Below are 14,610 nucleotides of genomic sequence, written 5' to 3'. Positions count from 1 at the left end.
TTCAGGCGGTGACGACCACGCTCACGCCAATCAATTCGACCGAATTGATCGGTTCACCAAACACTATCGTTCGCCGCTCGCGATACCCTTCAGATGATGGCGACCACATCTGGTGTACGCGCCCGTTGACATCGGCGACCCAGTATTCGGCAATGCCCGCGCTCGCATAAAGGATTGCTTTGCGCCCGAGGTCGGCACGCAATGTGGTGTCGGAAACTTCGACGACGAGCGGAACCGATGCCCCTCGCACGAAACCGCTGCCTTCGGCATCGTCAGTTACAAGCACATCGGGATCAGGCGCGTCATACTCGCTCAGCACGACCGTGCCTTCCGGGAAGACAGTAAGCGCAGGAAAATGTTCGATGACGGCATCGCGGAGCGACAGAAAGATTGCGGTTTTGAGGCGGAGATGCGGACGTGCCTGAGCGCTCAACTTGACGACCTCCCCGTCCAACAGCTCGATCCGCCCCAAGTCAGCAAACGCGCCGACGCTGTATAGGCGCTCGAAATCGGCGACGCCGAGCTTGTCAGCCTTTGCGGGGTCGAGGCGTTCTAGGGCCGTCATAGGTTGAGAATACACCCTCTACATCTCATTTCAACAGCACCAGTTCCTCGGCCATCGACGGATGCAGCGCCACGGTGGCGTCGAAATCGGCCTTGGTCAGCTTGGCCTTCACCGCGACGGCTGCGGCTTGCAGGATTTCGGGCGCGTCGGGACCGATCATGTGCAGGCCGACGACGACATCGGTCGCGGCATCGACGATCATCTTGTAGAGCGCCCGCTCGTTACGCCCCGCCAACACATTCTTCATCGCGCGGAAATCGCTGGTATAGGTGCGGATCGTGCCCAGCTTGTTCTTCGCCTGCGCTTCGGTCAGGCCGACACCTGCCAGCGGCGGATGGCTGAACACGGCACTTGGAACATTGGTGTAATCGACGCGGGTCGGCTTGCCGCCGAACACGGTGTCGGCGAACGCCTGTCCCTCGCGAATGGCAACGGGGGTCAGCTGGATGCGGTCGGTGACGTCGCCGACCGCATAGATGCTGTCGACCGAGGATTTATTGTCGTCATCGACGTTGATCGCGCCCTTGTCGTTCAGTGCGACGCCCGCGACGTCGAGGCCGAGACCAGTCACATTGGGCGCGCGACCGGTCGCGAACAGCACGATATCGGCGTCGATGGCGTCGCAGCCCTTCATCTCGACATGAAGCGTGCCATCCTCATTCTTCGTGATCTTCTCGAACGGTGCGTTGAAGCGGAACTCGATCCCCTTGGTCATCGAAATCTGGAGCAGCCGGTCGCGGATTTGCTCGTCATAGCCGCGCAGGATCTGGTCGCCGCGATTGACGATCGTCACATGCGCGCCGAACCCGTGGAAAATCCCGGCGAACTCATTGGCGATATAACCGCCGCCCGCGATGACGACGCGCTTGGGCAGGGTTTCGAGGTGAAACACGTCGTTCGACGTGATGCCGTGTTCGGACCCTTCGAATTCGGGACGCACCGGCCAGCCGCCGGTCGCGATCAGGATGGTCTTGGCGGTAATCTCGCGTCCGCTTGCGAGTTTGACCGATTGCGGGCCGGTCAGCACCGCGCGTTCCTTGAACACCTCGACCTTGTGGTTGGCGAGCGTCTCGCCATAGATTCCTTCGAGCCGGGCCACCTCGGCAAGCACATTGTCGCGCAGAACGACCCAGTCGAATTTGGTCTCCTTGACGTCCCAGCCGAACTGGCGCGCGTCGCTCAAATCCTCGGCGAAATGCGCCCCGTAAACGAGCAGCTTTTTGGGGACGCAGCCGCGAATGACGCAAGTGCCGCCAACCCGGTGCTCCTCGGCAATCGCGACCCGTGCCCCGTGCCCCGCCGCAATCCGCGCTGCGCGCACCCCGCCCGAACCGGCGCCGATGACGAAGAGATCATAGTCGAAATTGCTCATGGAAAGTCCCTGCTCGCGTGTGTCGCCCGCTCATATAGGGCGGCAGACGCGAAAGGTTACACCCCCGCGCGCTCGATCAGCATGCGCGTCGACACATCGAAGCCCGCGCGCGCCGCAGGATCGTCGATGCCGCGCGCCATTTCCTTGCCCAGCTCCACCCCGAACTGGTCGAACGGATTGATGCCGAGCAGCACGGCGTTCGCGAAGGTTCGTGCTTCGTAAAAGGCGATCAGCGCCCCCAGAGTCCGCGCGTCGAGGCGGTCGAGCAGGATCGTCGTCGAGGGGCGGTCGCCGGGGTAGTTGCGGTTGCCGTCCTCGCTGGCGCGCCCGGTCATCAGCGCCGCGCCCTGGGCAAAGGCATTGACCAGCAGCAGCCGGTGATGCTCGGGATCCATCGCATCGCCCGCCTCGATACTCGCGACAAACTCCACCGGCACGACATGCGTCCCCTGATGCAGGAGCTGGAACACCGCGTGCTGGGCGTCGGTGCCGACTCCGCCCCAGGTAATTGCCGCGCTCGGCCGCCCCAGCGGCGCGCCGTCCGCCGTCACCGATTTGCCGTTCGATTCCATTTCGAGCTGCTGGAGATAGCTCGGCAACAGCCGCAGCCGCTCGTCATAGGCGAACACCGCGCGCGTCGTGACACCGCGCGTTTGGGTATAGAGCAGGTCCACAAACGCCGCGAGCATCGGCACGTTCTGCGAGGGCGCGGTCAGGCGGAAATGGCGGTCCATTTCGCCTGCCCCTTCGAGCAATTCGGCAAAGCAGTCCCAGCCGAGCGCCAGCGCCGCCGGAAATCCGATCGACGACCACAAGGAATAACGCCCGCCGACACTTTCGGGGAACGGCAGTACGCGGGTCTCGTCCACGCCCCACTCCACCGCCTTGTCGGGTGCGGCGGTCAGCGCGATGACCCGCGAATAGGGATCGTCGATGCCATGTTCGGCCAGCCAGTCGAGCGCGCTTCCGGCGTTCAGCATCGTCTCCGTCGTGGTGAAGGTCTTCGACGCCACGACGATCAGCGTCGCTGCCGGATCGAAGTCGGCCAGCGCGTTTTCGAGCGATATGCCGTCGACATTAGACACAATGGCCACATCGTAGCGCAACCGGTCGGACGACAGCGCGTCGACGATCAGGTCCGGCCCCAGCGCCGATCCGCCGATACCGATATGGACGATATGGCGCACCGGTCCCAGTGCGTCGCCCTCTATGGCATCGATCAGCGCGCGCATCCGGTCGTGGAGCATCTTGGCGAGCGCGACGCTCTCCGCCGCGCCTTCGCCGCGTTGCGCGGTGTGCTCGGCAGCGCGGCCCTCGCTCGGGTTAACGATGCCGCCGCCGAACAGCGCTTCGCGCTTGGCCGCGAAACCCTGCGCGCGCGCCAGCCCCTCGAATGCGGCAATCGCGTCTGCGGTCAGATGCGTCTTGGCGAAATCGAACCGCATCCCGCAGCTGTCGTGCGCGAGCAGCTTCAGCCGGTCGCCCTTTTCGCCGAACAAACCGACGAGTGGCGTCTTCGGCAGCGCCTCGATAGCCGACCAGTCTGCACCCACGCGATTGCTCCCTTGCTTGACGGCGCGGCGGGCGGGTTCCATGCCGCGCCGCGATGACCGCCAGCGATAGTATCCCGATGCCGAAAGCGCGACCGAAGAAATCGGAGACGCGCGATTTTATCGAGTTTCTGGTCAAGCTCGTGCTGATCGTCGTGATCATCCGCAGCCTGTTCGTCGCGACCTTTTCGATCCCCAGCGAATCCATGCTGCCGCGCCTGATGGTCGGCGATTATCTGTTCGTGCAGAAATGGCCGTACGGCTATTCGCGCTACAGCTTCCCCTTCTCGCCGCCGCTACCCGAAGGGCGCTTCATGGGCGCGCTACCGGCGCGCGGCGATGTGGTCGTGTTCAAGGCACCGCCCGCGAACAAGGTCGATTATATCAAACGCGTCATCGGCCTGCCCGGCGACACCGTCCAGATGCGTGGCGGCCAGTTGTTCCTGAACGGCAGGGCGGTGCCGAAGCAGCGCGTCGACGATTTCGTCGCCCCCGTCACCGCGAACAGTCCGTGCTTCGCGCCCGAATTCAGCGAGGCGGGGTCGGACGGCACAACGCGCTGCCGCTATCCGCGCTACCGCGAGACGCTCCCGAACGGCAAAAGCTATGACGTCCTCGATGTGGCGCGCAGCGAGGCCGACGACACCCGCGTGTTCACTGTCCCCGCCGGGCATTTGTTCCTGATGGGCGACGACCGCGACAAAAGCGCCGACAGCCGTTTCCCGGCCGTCGAGGGGAATGGCATCGGCTTCGTGCCGCTCGACAATCTGGAAGGACGCGCCTGGGTTTCGGTGTTCTCGACCGACGGCTCGGCAAACTGGGTGCTGCCCTGGACCTGGGTGTCGGCGGCGCGCTGGCGGCGCATCGGGGAGGGGTTTTGAGCGGCCTAGCCGACTGGCTGACGCAAATGCTCGGCCAGGCCCCGCGCGACCTGTCGCTCTACGAACGCGCGCTGACCCATGGCAGCCATGGCGCGCCCAGTTACCAGCGACTCGAATTCCTCGGCGACCGCGTGCTCGGGCTCACGGTGGCGCACTGGCTCTACACCGCTTTTCCCGACGAGCCCGAAGGCAAAATGTCGGCGCGGTTCAACAGCATCGTCACCGGCCTTGCCTGTGCGGGGGTCGCGCGGGCCATCGGCGTGGCCCCGCATCTGCGCCTCGGCAAACAGGCGCGCGACGATGGCGGTGCGGAGAGCGACAATATCTTGGGCGATGTGACCGAGGCCTTGATCGGCGCGCTGTATCTCGACCATGGCATGTCTGCCGCAGAGGCCTTCATCCGCAAACACTGGCAGCCGCTGGTCGAGGGTCAGGCCAAGGCGCCCCGCCACCCCAAATCGGCGCTCCAGGAATGGGCTGCCGCGCACAACCGCCGCGCGCCGGTCTACACGCTGACCGACCGCTCCGGCCCGCACCACGCGCCGCAGTTCACCGTGTCCGTCAGTATCGGCCCGGCGGGCGAAGCGACCGCAACGGGGACATCGAAGCAGGAAGCCGAAACCGCGGCAGCGGCAGCATTGCTGGAGAAACTTGCATGACCCAGTACTGCGGCACTGTCGCCGTCGTCGGTGCGCCCAACGCGGGCAAATCGACGCTAGTCAACGCGCTGGTCGGCCAGAAGGTCGCGATCGTCAGCCCCAAGGCGCAGACGACGCGCACCCGCCTGATGGGTGTCGCGCTGACGGGCGACACGCAGATCGTGCTGGTCGACACCCCCGGCATTTTCGACGCCAACCGCCGTTTCGACCGTGCGATGGTGCAGGCGGCATGGGGCGGGGCGGCTGACGCCGACCTGATCGCGCTGGTCATCGACGCCAAGGGCGGCCTCGGCGCAAAAGTGGAAACCATCCTGAGCGGTCTCGCCAGCCGCCCCGAACCCAAGCTGCTGGTGCTCAACAAGGTCGATGTCGCCGACCACGGCAAAATGCTCAAACACCTGCAAGTGCTGAACGAGCGCCTGACCTTCACCGACACGATGATTATCAGCGCGTCGACCGGCGACGGTGTGGCGGACCTCAAGACAAAACTCGCGTCAGCGATGCCCGAGGGGCCATGGATGTTCCCCGCCGACCAGGTCAGCGACGCCACCGACCGCGTCATGGCCGCCGAAATCACCCGCGAGCAAATCTTCCTGCAACTCTATCAGGAACTGCCACAGGCGTGCGCGGTCGAGACCGAAAAATACAGCGAGCGCCCCGACGGCTCGGTCGAAATCCACCAGCAAATCCTCGTCGCCCGCGACAGCCAGCGCGCCATCGTACTGGGCAAGGGCGGCGCACGGCTGAAGGAAATCGGCAGCAAGGCGCGAGCGGAACTCGCCGGATTACTGGGCGTGAAGGTGCACCTGTATCTGCATGTCAAAGTGTCACCGAAATGGGACGAGGACCGGGGGGTTTATCGCGACATCGGGCTGGATTGGGTGGACTGAAGTAGCGTTTCGACCCACGCCGGCACCAGCGTCCCCGCCGCCCCGATCCGCGTCTCCTCGAAATAAACGCTCCCCAGCGAAGGATCGAGGTTCATCTCCAACGTCGCCGCCCCGACATAGCGGGCTGTCTGGACGAACCCCGCCGCCGGATAGACCGCACCCGAGGTGCCGATGCTGATGAACAGATCGCAGTTGCGGATCGCAGCGTCGATCTCGTCCATCCGGTATGGCATTTCGCCGAAGAAAACGATGTCGGGGCGCAGGCTCAATGCATCGCAGGCTCCGCACGCCGTCCCCGGCGGCAAGCGCCCTTCCCATTCCCCGCGATCTCCGCAATCCGCACACAGCGCGCTCAGCAATTCGCCGTGCATGTGGATCAACCGCTTGGCCCCCGCGCGCTCGTGCAGGTCGTCGACATTCTGCGTGACGATCAGCAGCCCGCCCGGCCATTCGGCATCGAGCCGCGCCAGCGCCCGGTGCGCTGCATTGGGCTCGACCGTCGCGAGTGCCGCGCGGCGGTCGTCGTAGAAGCGGTGAACGAGTTCGGGATCGGCGGCGAGCGCTTCGGGCGTGCACACATCCTCGACCCGGTGCCCCTCCCACAGGCCGCCGGGACCGCGAAAGGTCGCAAGGCCGCTCTCGGCGGAAATGCCCGCGCCGGTCAGGACGACGATGTTGTGGATGTCGCGCATGGCCGCGCTATAGGATTGTCATGGCAAAGGGCACAATCCGCGTCGGCATCGGCGGCTGGGACTTCGACGAGTGGCGGGGGACATTCTATCCGGCGGGCCTCGCCAAGGCGAGGCAACTCAGCTTTGCCGCCGAACGGCTGACCAGTATCGAGATCAACGCAACCTATTACGGCAGCCAGAAACCGGCGACCTTTGCCAGTTGGGCCAAGACCGTGCCCGACGGGTTCCGGTTCGCGGTGAAGGCCTCGCGCTTCGCCACCAACCGCAAGATCCTCGCCGACGGGGCCGAATCGGTGCAGCGCTTTCTGACGCAGGGGATCACCGAGCTCGGCGACCGGCTCGGCCCGATCCTGTGGCAGTTTATGGCGACGAAGAAATTCGACGCGGACGATTTCGCCGGTTTCCTCGCCCTACTCCCGCCCACACAGGACGGCTTGCCGCTGCGCCACGCGCTCGAAGTGCGGCATGAGAGTTTCCGCGACTCCGCCTTTTACGCGCTCGCCCGCGCCGCCAACGCCGCCATCGTCTTCGCCGACGACGACACCTTCCCCTGCATCGACGAAGGCACCGCCGACTTCAGCTATGCCCGGCTGCAACACGCGCAGGCCGACTGCCCGACGGGCTATGACGACGCCGCGCTCGACCACTGGAGCGCCCGGGCGCGCGACTGGGCGACGCGCGGCGATGTGTTCGCCTATTTCATCAGCGGCGCAAAAGTCCGCAATCCGGCCGCAGCACAAGCGATGATTGCGAAACTCGCCTGAACGCGCGAAAGCGGCGGGCATGACACGGATCGGCATCTTCGGCAGTCGCGGGCGAATGGGCGCGGCGATTGCGACCGTCATTCCCATGCTCGGCGCGACGTACGCGGGCGGGGCGGATGTCGGCGACGACAGTGCCGCGCTGGCCGGGGCGAGCGATGTGCTTGTCGATTTCTCGTCGCCGACCGCGCTCGGCGAGCATCTGACCGCCGCACGACTGGCGGGAACGCCAATCCTCATCGGCACGACCGGCCTCGACGGCAGCCATCAGGCGATGGTCGATGACGCCGCGCGCGAGATTGCGATCATTCAGGCGGCGAACACCTCGCTCGGTATCAATTTTCTGGCCGCAATGGTCGAACAGGCCGCCGCACGGCTCGGCAACGACTGGGACGTCGAAGTCGTCGAGATGCACCACCGGCACAAGGTCGATGCGCCGTCGGGGACCGCGCTGCTCCTCGCGCAGGCCGCCGCGAACGGACGCGGCAAGAGCCTGCCCGAACTCAGCCGGTTCGACCGTTTCGACAGCACCGACCCGCGCGAACCCGGCACCATCGGCTTTGCGAGCCTGCGCGGCGGATCGGTCGCGGGCGATCACATGGTGGTGCTGGCGGGCGAAGGCGAACGCATCGAACTCGGCCACCGCGCCGAAAGCCGCGAGATATTTGCACGCGGCGCGGTGAAGGCGGCGCTGTGGCTGGCGGGCAAGTCAGCAGGGCGGTATTCTATGGCGGATGTGCTGGGGCTTTGAGTGTGATTGCCACCTGCCAGTGGCGCACGGAGGGCGGCGGCACCGCGATGGCCGAACGGATCGCCGTATTTTTGTTGGGAATCGATATCGAAATCGAGGCGGGAACGGTGGGTACCAGTGTCCTGCCGGGAATGACCGTGCACGGCACCACAATCGTCGTCGATCCAGCGGTTCCTGCATGGCCAGGCGATCTGTTGCATGAAGGTGGCCATATTGCCGCCCGTGACCCCGACGCGCGCGCGGGTTTCGCTGGTCCCTCCGACGATCCCGGCGAAGAAATGGCGGCAATCGCGTGGTCCTATGCCGCGGTTGTCGAACTCGGCATCGATCCGCACATCGTCTTCCATCCCGACGGCTATAGGGGCGGCGGTGCATCGATGGCCGACAATTTCGCGGCCGGACGCTGGATCGGGGTGCCGATGCTGGCGTGGTGGGATATGACGAGCGAACCACATCGCGCCACCGAACAAGGCCGATTGCCCTACCCCCATATGCGACGTTGGCGGCGCGAGGCCCAATGAAGCGCGCCGACATCTTCGAATTCTACCGCCGTCTCGCCGAAGCCAACCCCGCGCCCGAGACCGAACTCGCGTACGGCAATATCTATCAGCTGCTCGTCGCGGTCGTCCTGTCCGCGCAGGCGACCGATGCCGGGGTGAACAAGGCCACGCGGGCGTTGTTTGCGGACGTCCGCGATCCGCAGGCGATGCTCGATCTCGGCGAGGACGACCTCAAGCAACACATCCGCACCATCGGGTTGTTCAATACCAAGGCGAAGAACGTCATCGCGCTGTCGCGGCTGCTGGTCGAACAGCACGGCGGCGCGGTGCCGACCGACCGCGATGCATTGCAGGCGCTGCCCGGGGTCGGGCGCAAGACGGCGAATGTGGTGCTCAATGTCGCGCTGGGTGCGGAGACCTTTCCGGTCGATACCCATGTCTTCCGCATCGCCAACCGCACCGGGCTTGCCAAGGGCAAGACCCCGGCGGCGGTCGAGGCGATCCTCGAACGCCAGACGCCTGCCCCGTTTCGGGTGCAGGCACACCATTGGCTGATCCTGCACGGCCGCTACACCTGCAAGGCGCGCGCGCCCGAATGCTGGCGGTGCGCGGTCATCGACCTGTGCGCGTTCAGGCCCAAGTCAGCTTCGCCGCGCCAGACTGGCGGGACGCCAGCTCAAGGAGAATTGCCGTGAACAAGCTCCTCATCGCCGCCACCGTCACCGCCCTCGGCCTGACCACCGCATCGGCACGCGACCGCACTGCCGTTCCCGAAGCGACACTTGACGGCAAACCGGTCAGCTGCGTTCGCACCACCGATGTCCGCTCGACCAGCGTCCACGGCGACAGCGTCATCGATTTTCACATGAACGGCGGCAAGGTCTATCGGAATACGCTGCCGATGAGCTGCCCGGGTCTGGGTTTCGAGGAACGCTTCCTCCACAAGAGCAGCATCGGCGAATATTGCTCGGTCGATATCATCACCGTGCTGCAATCGCCCGGCCTGACTCCGGGCGTGTCATGCGGCCTCGGCAAGTTCCAGCCAGTCAAGCTGGTCAAAGTCGCCGCGCGATAGCCCCGCCGTTAGGGACTGGCGAAGGCCCGACGCCCCTGCTAGGGCCGCGCCCAAGCACCGGTAGCTCAGCTGGATAGAGCACTGCCCTCCGAAGGCAGGGGTCAGGGGTTCGAATCCCTTCCGGTGCGCCATTTTCCTTGCACCCGAATTGCTCCATGCTGCGTTGCAATGATTCCCTGTTTGCGGAGCTGCCCGATGAAATCGACTTCACCCTTCGCCTATTGGCAGCTGGGTTATGAAAGCTGGATGCTAGGATTCGAATCCGCTTCGGTGATCGGGCTGCGCTCGATGAAAATGATGGCGGGCGGATCTGCGGCCGACGCAGAGGCGCGACTGATGGTTTCCGAAAAAGTCGGGTCGGCAATGGACCTGGGCCTGCGAGCGATGACGGGCGGCTTGGGTACCAGCCCTGCGGCAGCGACATCGCAGGCCGTGTCGCACTATCGCCGCAAGGTGCGCGCGAACCGGCGTCGCCTGACGAAGTAAATCAGCCGCTGTTTCTAAGTGCGGTCGCAATCGCGTTGATCGACAGCTGAATTCCTTCAGCAATGCGCGAATCGTCCTCGCCGGCGCGGTGGCGTTTGAGCAATTCGATCTGCAGCAGGTTGAGCGGTTCGACATAGGGCATCCGCAACCGGATCGAGGCATCGAGCGCCGGGTTGTCCGCCAGCAGCCGCGTCTGCCCGGTCAGGTCGAGCACGACGTCGCGCGTCGCATGCCAGGCATCGCGGATGCGCGGGAAGATTACCGGCCCGTCGGCGTCGGCGGCCAGCTCCGCATAATGCGCGGCGATGGTCATGTCGGACTTGGCCAGCACCATTTCCATATTAGCGAGCGTTGCGGCGAAGAACGGCCAGCCGCGCGCCATGTCGCGCAGCAACCCCTTGTCCTCGAACCGCGCGACCGCCGCGTACAGGCCGTACCAGCCCGGCAGCATCACCCGCGCCTGTGCCCAGCTGAACACCCAGGGGATGGCACGCAGATCCTCGATCGCATCGCTCTTGGTCCGGCTGGCGGGGCGCGAGCCGATCTTGAGCGTCGCAATCTCGGCAATCGGCGTCATCGCACGGAAGAAGGTGCGGAAATTGGGCGTCTCGTAAACCAGCGCGCGATAGGCAGCGAAGGCATCCCCCGACAGCCGGTCCATCGCCGCGCCAAACCGTGCCGAGTCGGCGGCGGCGACCTGTGGCGGTTCGAGCGTTGCCGCAATCGTCGCAGCGGCCATCGCCTCGAGATTGACGGCGGCACTCTCGCGCGATCCGTATTTGGCGGCGATGACTTCGCCCTGCTCGGTAATCCGGATGCGCCCGTCGACCGTCCCCGGGGGCTGCGCACGGATCGCCGCGAACGACGAGCCCCCGCCGCGCCCGACCGCCCCGCCGCGCCCGTGAAACAACTGCATCGCCACCCCCGCCGCCTCGAACACGGGTTTGAGCGCCAGACTCGCCTGATGCAGCGACCAGACCGACGTCAGATAGCCGCCGTCCTTGTTCGAGTCGGAATAGCCGACCATCACTTCCTGATGCCCGCGTGCCCTGGCCAGATCGCCGAATTCGGGGATCGCGAAGAAGGCGGACATGATTGCGGGTCCGGCCTCCAGATCGCCGATGGTCTCGAACAGCGGCACCGGCATCAGCGATGCGGAAGGGTCGCCCGCGCGGTAGAGGCCCGCCTGCTTGAGCAGCAGCAGCAGTTCGAGCAGGTCGGAGACGGCATCGGTTTTCGAGATGATCGCGGTACCGATCACGCCATTGCCGAACTTCGCCCGCGCTTCGCGCGCCGCCGCGAGAATGGCGAGTTCGGAGCGCGTCTCGTCCGATTGCGGCAGGTCGGCGCCGGTCAGCGGGCGTGGATTGGCGAGTTCACGGCGGAGCAGGGCCACGCGCGCACCTTCATCCAGCGCCTCATAATCGGCCTCGACCCCCGCCGCCGCAAACAGATCGGCAATGCAGCGCGCATGGACGTCGCTGTTCTGGCGCAGGTCGAGCCGCGCGAGGTGGAACCCGAACACATCGACCGCGCGCACCAGCCGCGCGAGCGCGCCAGGACTCGACAGGCCGTTGTTCGCCAACCCCTCGGCAATGGTGACGAGATCGGCGCGGAAGTCGGCGGGTGTCGGATAGGCGGCTCCCGGCACCGTCGCCGGACGCGGCGGCGCACGACCGATGCGATCCGTGAACGTCGCCGCCAGCCGCGCATAAATGCCGGTCATCGCGCGGCGGTAAACTTCATCGGTACGGCTGGCGGCCGCATCGTGGCTCGCATCGGCCAGCGCCAGCACGGCGGCATCGACGGTTGCCAGTTCGGTCGAGATCGACAACTCGCCGCCCATCGCGTGGATGGCGTCGAGATAATGCAGCAGAATGGTCTCGCCCGCGCGCCCGGTCGCCAGCCGCAGCGCATCGGCATCGACGAACGGGTTGCCGTCGCGGTCGCCGCCGATCCAGCTGCCGACGGTCAGGAACCCCGGCGTCCGCGCACCCAGCACCCGGTCCCAGCGCGCATAGAGTGCAGGCAATTCGGGCACGAACACTTCGCGCAGCCACGCCAGCGCGTTCTCGACTTCGTCGGCGACATACAGCCGTTCGCGGCGCAACGGGCGCGTTTGCCACAGCAGCGCGACCTGCCGCACGATGGCGGCCTCGACCGCATCGCCATCGGGCGTCTCGGCCACGCCCGCGTCGCGCAGCTGCATCAACGCCGCGATCCGCGCCTTGTGGTCGATCATGCTCTTGCGCCGGACTTCGGTCGGGTGCGCGGTCAGGACGGGCACGACGCTGGCATGGGCAAGCATTTCGGCAACTTCGGTCTTGTCGAGCGTCGCCACCACACCCGCGACATTCGCGCCGCCCTCGCTCGCGACCCCCTGCCGGTCCTCGGCCAGATTGGCGAGCAAAGAAAACAGCATAAACCCGCGCACGAAATTCAGCGTGTCGTCGAGGTTCAGCGCCTCTAATCCGCGATCGACCTCATGCGCCCCATCGATCCCCCGATGCCGGTCGACCGACGTCGAGCGGATATATTCGATCCGCCGGAACAGCGTCTCGCCACCCAGCTCGCGGATCACATCGCCGAGGATGCGCCCGAGGAAGCGGATATCGGGGTTCTGCGAAATCGAGTCTGAGGCCATACCGCGATGCTGCATTGCAGCGAGGACAGGGTCAAGCTGTCACCGACGCGAGTTGCGGCCACAGCGCCGAATCACAGTCCCCACAGCACTCAGAATGCGAACTCCAGAACCGCATGCGCCACCAGATCGCCAGAGCCGACAAACGTCACGCTGCACTCGACATAGACGCTCGCCTTGCCCCAGCGTTTGACGGTCGCTGCGATCAGGACATCGTCATTGGCGGCGGGGCGCAGGAAGTGCGTGTGCTGATAGACGGTGCCCTTGCCCTGACGCGGGGTGGTCGCGGTCGCCATGCTGGCCACGGTATCGATGGCGGCCATCACCGCCTGTCCGCACACCGCGCCGGAAAAGAACTTCAACCGGTCGTTGAGCGGCAGACGCATCGAGCAAAAGCCTTCGCGCACCATGAAATCGGTCAGCCCCATCTCCTTGATCCACGGCGCGAAGATATAGTCGAACAGGGTTTCCGCATTGTCCTGCGTCAGCGGCCACAGATCGTCGGGCGGCAGGTTGCGGAGGGTCATGCGGCAGCGCCGTCACTGCCGGGGGCCGCTGCGGGTGGTGGTGCTGCATCCTTGGTTGGCGCCGGCTTGGCGCCATACCCAAGTGAATCCGACCCTCCTTTGTCTGCAATTTGGGCGTCGCGAAATGCGCTGTATGCGGGCATGAAAAATTCGCGCCTCAGAGCCCAAAACTCGCGCATGGCCGCATTGTCGTTAAACGCCGCCTGCGTTTGCCGACTATGGGCCTTCCACAGTTCCTCGTCGATCATTCCCTCCTGATATTGAACGAACATCGCCTCCCAAATGCGCTCAGCTGTCATCAGGAACGACATGATCTGCAGTCGTTCTGGTGGCGAGAGTCCGTCCAGACCTCCCGCCATGGCGCGCACCAACAGTTCGGCCAGCCCCGGAGTCTGATACACCGTTTCCGAGATCATCCTGGTCCCGTCGATCAGCGCGCGCTTGGCCTGATTGCGGAGCAGTCGGTTGGTCTGCCGCATCTGGACCAGCAGCGCGACAAAAGTGCCTAAGATAGCGACGACGCCGACGGACTGGGCGACATAGTTGATGTCTTCGAGCGTCATGTCGCGGATACCTCGCCCGGTGCCTGCGCTGGCGAAGGCGGCGCGTCCCTACCTGCATGGACCGAACTATGCCAAGGCACGATCATGCTGGTGTCGCGCGCCGCTTCGATAGCGGCGATGAATTCGTCGGTCCAGACGTGCTGGGCTTTTTCGAAAGCCCACCATTGGCTGAAAAACGGGAGGTTGATCAATCCTGCGGCCCAGTCGCGGCGCTTTTCCCAAAAGGCGGGGTCGAGACTTCCATATTTGAGCAGGAAATATTGGCCTTCCAGCTTTTGGAACAACGCGCGGTGCAAAATGGCCAGCCAGAACCGATCGAGATCGGAAAACTCGTCCCATGTCTTGCCCGCATTCGCCTCCATAACGAGAGCGATCCGGGCTTTTGGCAAATTGATCCCGGCCTCAAGCAACGTCGCCCAGCTGTGTGTAGCCTCGAACCCCGCCGACGCTTTGAGTGCTTCGGTGTTCAACCTCGTCTGTTCGCGTGCCTGCCGAGTCTGGATCGCGAGGTAGATAAGCGAGCCCACCACGGCGAACGCGGCGATGGTTTGGGCGATGTAGTTGATGTCTTCGAGGGTCACGACTTGGCCTCCCGGGTGGGCACCAATCCGGCGACACAATAGCGGAGCTCTACCGCGCTGGTCATTTCGTCCCCCCCCCCCCCGACAGCATTGATCGGCCTCAGCTAAACGCCTGA

The 14,610-nt window shown here is 65.1% G+C and carries 17 protein-coding genes and 1 tRNA gene; 10 read left to right on the top strand and 8 right to left on the bottom strand.

The genetic code is table 11. The annotated features are described in order from the left end of the window. Nucleotide 1: 1 nt before the first annotated feature. The 3 genes from M0209_RS00090 to pgi are packed head-to-tail and all read right to left on the bottom strand — an operon-like array spanning nt 2 to nt 3,490. On the bottom strand, nt 2–565 hold the full coding sequence (locus M0209_RS00090; RefSeq protein ID WP_258886139.1) for a Uma2 family endonuclease: 564 nt from the start codon (nt 563–565) through the stop codon (nt 2–4). Nucleotides 566–590: 25 nt separating this feature from the next. Then, nucleotides 591–1,937, bottom strand: a complete 1,347-nt coding sequence (gorA, locus tag M0209_RS00085; protein ID WP_258886138.1) for a glutathione-disulfide reductase — start codon at nt 1,935–1,937, stop codon at nt 591–593. 56 nt (nt 1,938–1,993) lie between these two features. Further along, a complete protein-coding gene (gene pgi / locus M0209_RS00080; RefSeq protein WP_258886137.1) occupies nt 1,994–3,490 on the bottom strand; it encodes a glucose-6-phosphate isomerase in 1,497 nt (498 codons plus the stop codon). A 53-nt stretch (nt 3,491–3,543) separates the two neighbouring features. Between pgi and lepB the strand changes: the two genes are divergently transcribed. Genes lepB through era form a run of 3 tightly spaced genes read left to right on the top strand, consistent with a single transcriptional unit; the run spans nt 3,544 to nt 5,917 of the window. After that, nucleotides 3,544–4,368: a signal peptidase I gene (lepB, locus tag M0209_RS00075; protein ID WP_408988165.1), complete on the top strand. Its 825-nt coding sequence runs from the start codon at nt 3,544–3,546 to the stop codon at nt 4,366–4,368. Next, entirely contained in the window at nt 4,365–5,027 is a 663-nt protein-coding gene (gene rnc / locus M0209_RS00070) for a ribonuclease III (protein WP_408988164.1), read from the top strand. Before lepB ends, rnc begins: the two co-directional genes overlap by 4 nt. Continuing rightward, complete coding sequence (gene era / locus M0209_RS00065) at nt 5,024–5,917, top strand: GTPase Era (protein ID WP_258886136.1); 894 nt, start codon at nt 5,024–5,026, stop codon at nt 5,915–5,917. Before rnc ends, era begins: the two co-directional genes overlap by 4 nt. Here era and M0209_RS00060 read toward each other — a convergent pair. Then, nucleotides 5,884–6,609: an NAD-dependent deacylase gene (locus tag M0209_RS00060; protein ID WP_258886135.1), complete on the bottom strand. Its 726-nt coding sequence runs from the start codon at nt 6,607–6,609 to the stop codon at nt 5,884–5,886. The two genes, era and M0209_RS00060, sit on opposite strands and share 34 nt — an antisense overlap. 20 nt (nt 6,610–6,629) lie before the next feature. Here M0209_RS00060 and M0209_RS00055 point away from each other — a divergent pair, with 20 nt between their 5' ends. The 7 genes from M0209_RS00055 to M0209_RS00025 all read left to right on the top strand — a co-directional run bounded on the left by M0209_RS00055 (nt 6,630) and on the right by M0209_RS00025 (nt 10,182). Beyond that, on the top strand, nt 6,630–7,373 hold the full coding sequence (locus tag M0209_RS00055; RefSeq protein WP_258886134.1) for a DUF72 domain-containing protein: 744 nt from the start codon (nt 6,630–6,632) through the stop codon (nt 7,371–7,373). A gap of 19 nt (nt 7,374–7,392) precedes the next feature. Next, nucleotides 7,393–8,121, top strand: coding sequence for a 4-hydroxy-tetrahydrodipicolinate reductase (gene dapB, locus M0209_RS00050; protein ID WP_258886133.1), 729 nt, complete (start codon nt 7,393–7,395; stop codon nt 8,119–8,121). Continuing rightward, entirely contained in the window at nt 8,118–8,642 is a 525-nt protein-coding gene (locus M0209_RS00045) for a hypothetical protein (protein ID WP_258886132.1), read from the top strand. The genes dapB and M0209_RS00045 overlap by 4 nt, the downstream gene beginning before the upstream one ends. After that, nucleotides 8,639–9,316: an endonuclease III gene (gene nth, locus M0209_RS00040; RefSeq protein ID WP_258886131.1), complete on the top strand. Its 678-nt coding sequence runs from the start codon at nt 8,639–8,641 to the stop codon at nt 9,314–9,316. Before M0209_RS00045 ends, nth begins: the two co-directional genes overlap by 4 nt. Next, nucleotides 9,313–9,696 carry a hypothetical protein gene (locus M0209_RS00035; RefSeq protein WP_408988163.1) on the top strand — a complete coding sequence of 128 codons (384 nt, stop codon included), beginning with the start codon at nt 9,313–9,315 and terminating at the stop codon, nt 9,694–9,696. Before nth ends, M0209_RS00035 begins: the two co-directional genes overlap by 4 nt. A 54-nt stretch (nt 9,697–9,750) precedes the next feature. Next, a tRNA-Arg gene (locus M0209_RS00030) sits at nt 9,751–9,827 on the top strand. A gap of 64 nt (nt 9,828–9,891) precedes the next feature. Then, complete coding sequence (locus M0209_RS00025) at nt 9,892–10,182, top strand: hypothetical protein (RefSeq protein ID WP_258886130.1); 291 nt, start codon at nt 9,892–9,894, stop codon at nt 10,180–10,182. A 1-nt stretch (nt 10,183) separates the two neighbouring features. Here M0209_RS00025 and ppc read toward each other — a convergent pair whose 3' ends face one another. From ppc to M0209_RS00005, 4 genes are all read right to left on the bottom strand, one after another. Beyond that, nucleotides 10,184–12,826, bottom strand: a complete 2,643-nt coding sequence (gene ppc, locus M0209_RS00020; protein ID WP_258886129.1) for a phosphoenolpyruvate carboxylase — start codon at nt 12,824–12,826, stop codon at nt 10,184–10,186. 89 nt (nt 12,827–12,915) lie between these two features. Next, a complete protein-coding gene (locus M0209_RS00015) occupies nt 12,916–13,350 on the bottom strand; it encodes a PaaI family thioesterase (RefSeq protein ID WP_258886128.1) in 435 nt (144 codons plus the stop codon). Further along, the gene (locus tag M0209_RS00010) at nt 13,347–13,913 is read right to left on the bottom strand and encodes a hypothetical protein (protein WP_258886127.1); all 567 of its coding nucleotides are present in this window, start codon (nt 13,911–13,913) and stop codon (nt 13,347–13,349) included. Before M0209_RS00010 ends, M0209_RS00015 begins: the two co-directional genes overlap by 4 nt. Then, a complete protein-coding gene (locus M0209_RS00005; protein WP_258886126.1) occupies nt 13,910–14,494 on the bottom strand; it encodes a hypothetical protein in 585 nt (194 codons plus the stop codon). The genes M0209_RS00010 and M0209_RS00005 overlap by 4 nt, the downstream gene beginning before the upstream one ends. Nucleotides 14,495–14,610: the final 116 nt, after the last annotated feature.

The sequence above is a fragment of the Sphingomonas sp. SUN039 genome, from assembly GCF_024758725.1.
GTDB lineage: Bacteria > Pseudomonadota > Alphaproteobacteria > Sphingomonadales > Sphingomonadaceae > Sphingomonas_O.
This window is presented reverse-complemented; position numbering and strand designations above follow the sequence as displayed.

What these genes read in the sequence shown, in the direction of transcription:
- M0209_RS00090 (WP_258886139.1), bottom strand. Translation starts at nt 565, where the DNA reads ATGACGGCCCTAGAACGCCTCGACCCCGCAAAGGCTGACAAGCTCGGC.
- gorA (WP_258886138.1), bottom strand. Translation starts at nt 1,937, where the DNA reads ATGAGCAATTTCGACTATGATCTCTTCGTCATCGGCGCCGGTTCGGGC.
- lepB (WP_408988165.1), top strand. Translation starts at nt 3,544, where the DNA reads ATGACCGCCAGCGATAGTATCCCGATGCCGAAAGCGCGACCGAAGAAA.
- era (WP_258886136.1), top strand. Translation starts at nt 5,024, where the DNA reads ATGACCCAGTACTGCGGCACTGTCGCCGTCGTCGGTGCGCCCAACGCG.
- M0209_RS00060 (WP_258886135.1), bottom strand. Translation starts at nt 6,609, where the DNA reads ATGCGCGACATCCACAACATCGTCGTCCTGACCGGCGCGGGCATTTCC.
- M0209_RS00055 (WP_258886134.1), top strand. Translation starts at nt 6,630, where the DNA reads ATGGCAAAGGGCACAATCCGCGTCGGCATCGGCGGCTGGGACTTCGAC.
- dapB (WP_258886133.1), top strand. Translation starts at nt 7,393, where the DNA reads ATGACACGGATCGGCATCTTCGGCAGTCGCGGGCGAATGGGCGCGGCG.
- nth (WP_258886131.1), top strand. Translation starts at nt 8,639, where the DNA reads ATGAAGCGCGCCGACATCTTCGAATTCTACCGCCGTCTCGCCGAAGCC.
- M0209_RS00025 (WP_258886130.1), top strand. Translation starts at nt 9,892, where the DNA reads ATGAAATCGACTTCACCCTTCGCCTATTGGCAGCTGGGTTATGAAAGC.
- ppc (WP_258886129.1), bottom strand. Translation starts at nt 12,826, where the DNA reads ATGGCCTCAGACTCGATTTCGCAGAACCCCGATATCCGCTTCCTCGGG.
- M0209_RS00015 (WP_258886128.1), bottom strand. Translation starts at nt 13,350, where the DNA reads ATGACCCTCCGCAACCTGCCGCCCGACGATCTGTGGCCGCTGACGCAG.
- M0209_RS00010 (WP_258886127.1), bottom strand. Translation starts at nt 13,913, where the DNA reads ATGACGCTCGAAGACATCAACTATGTCGCCCAGTCCGTCGGCGTCGTC.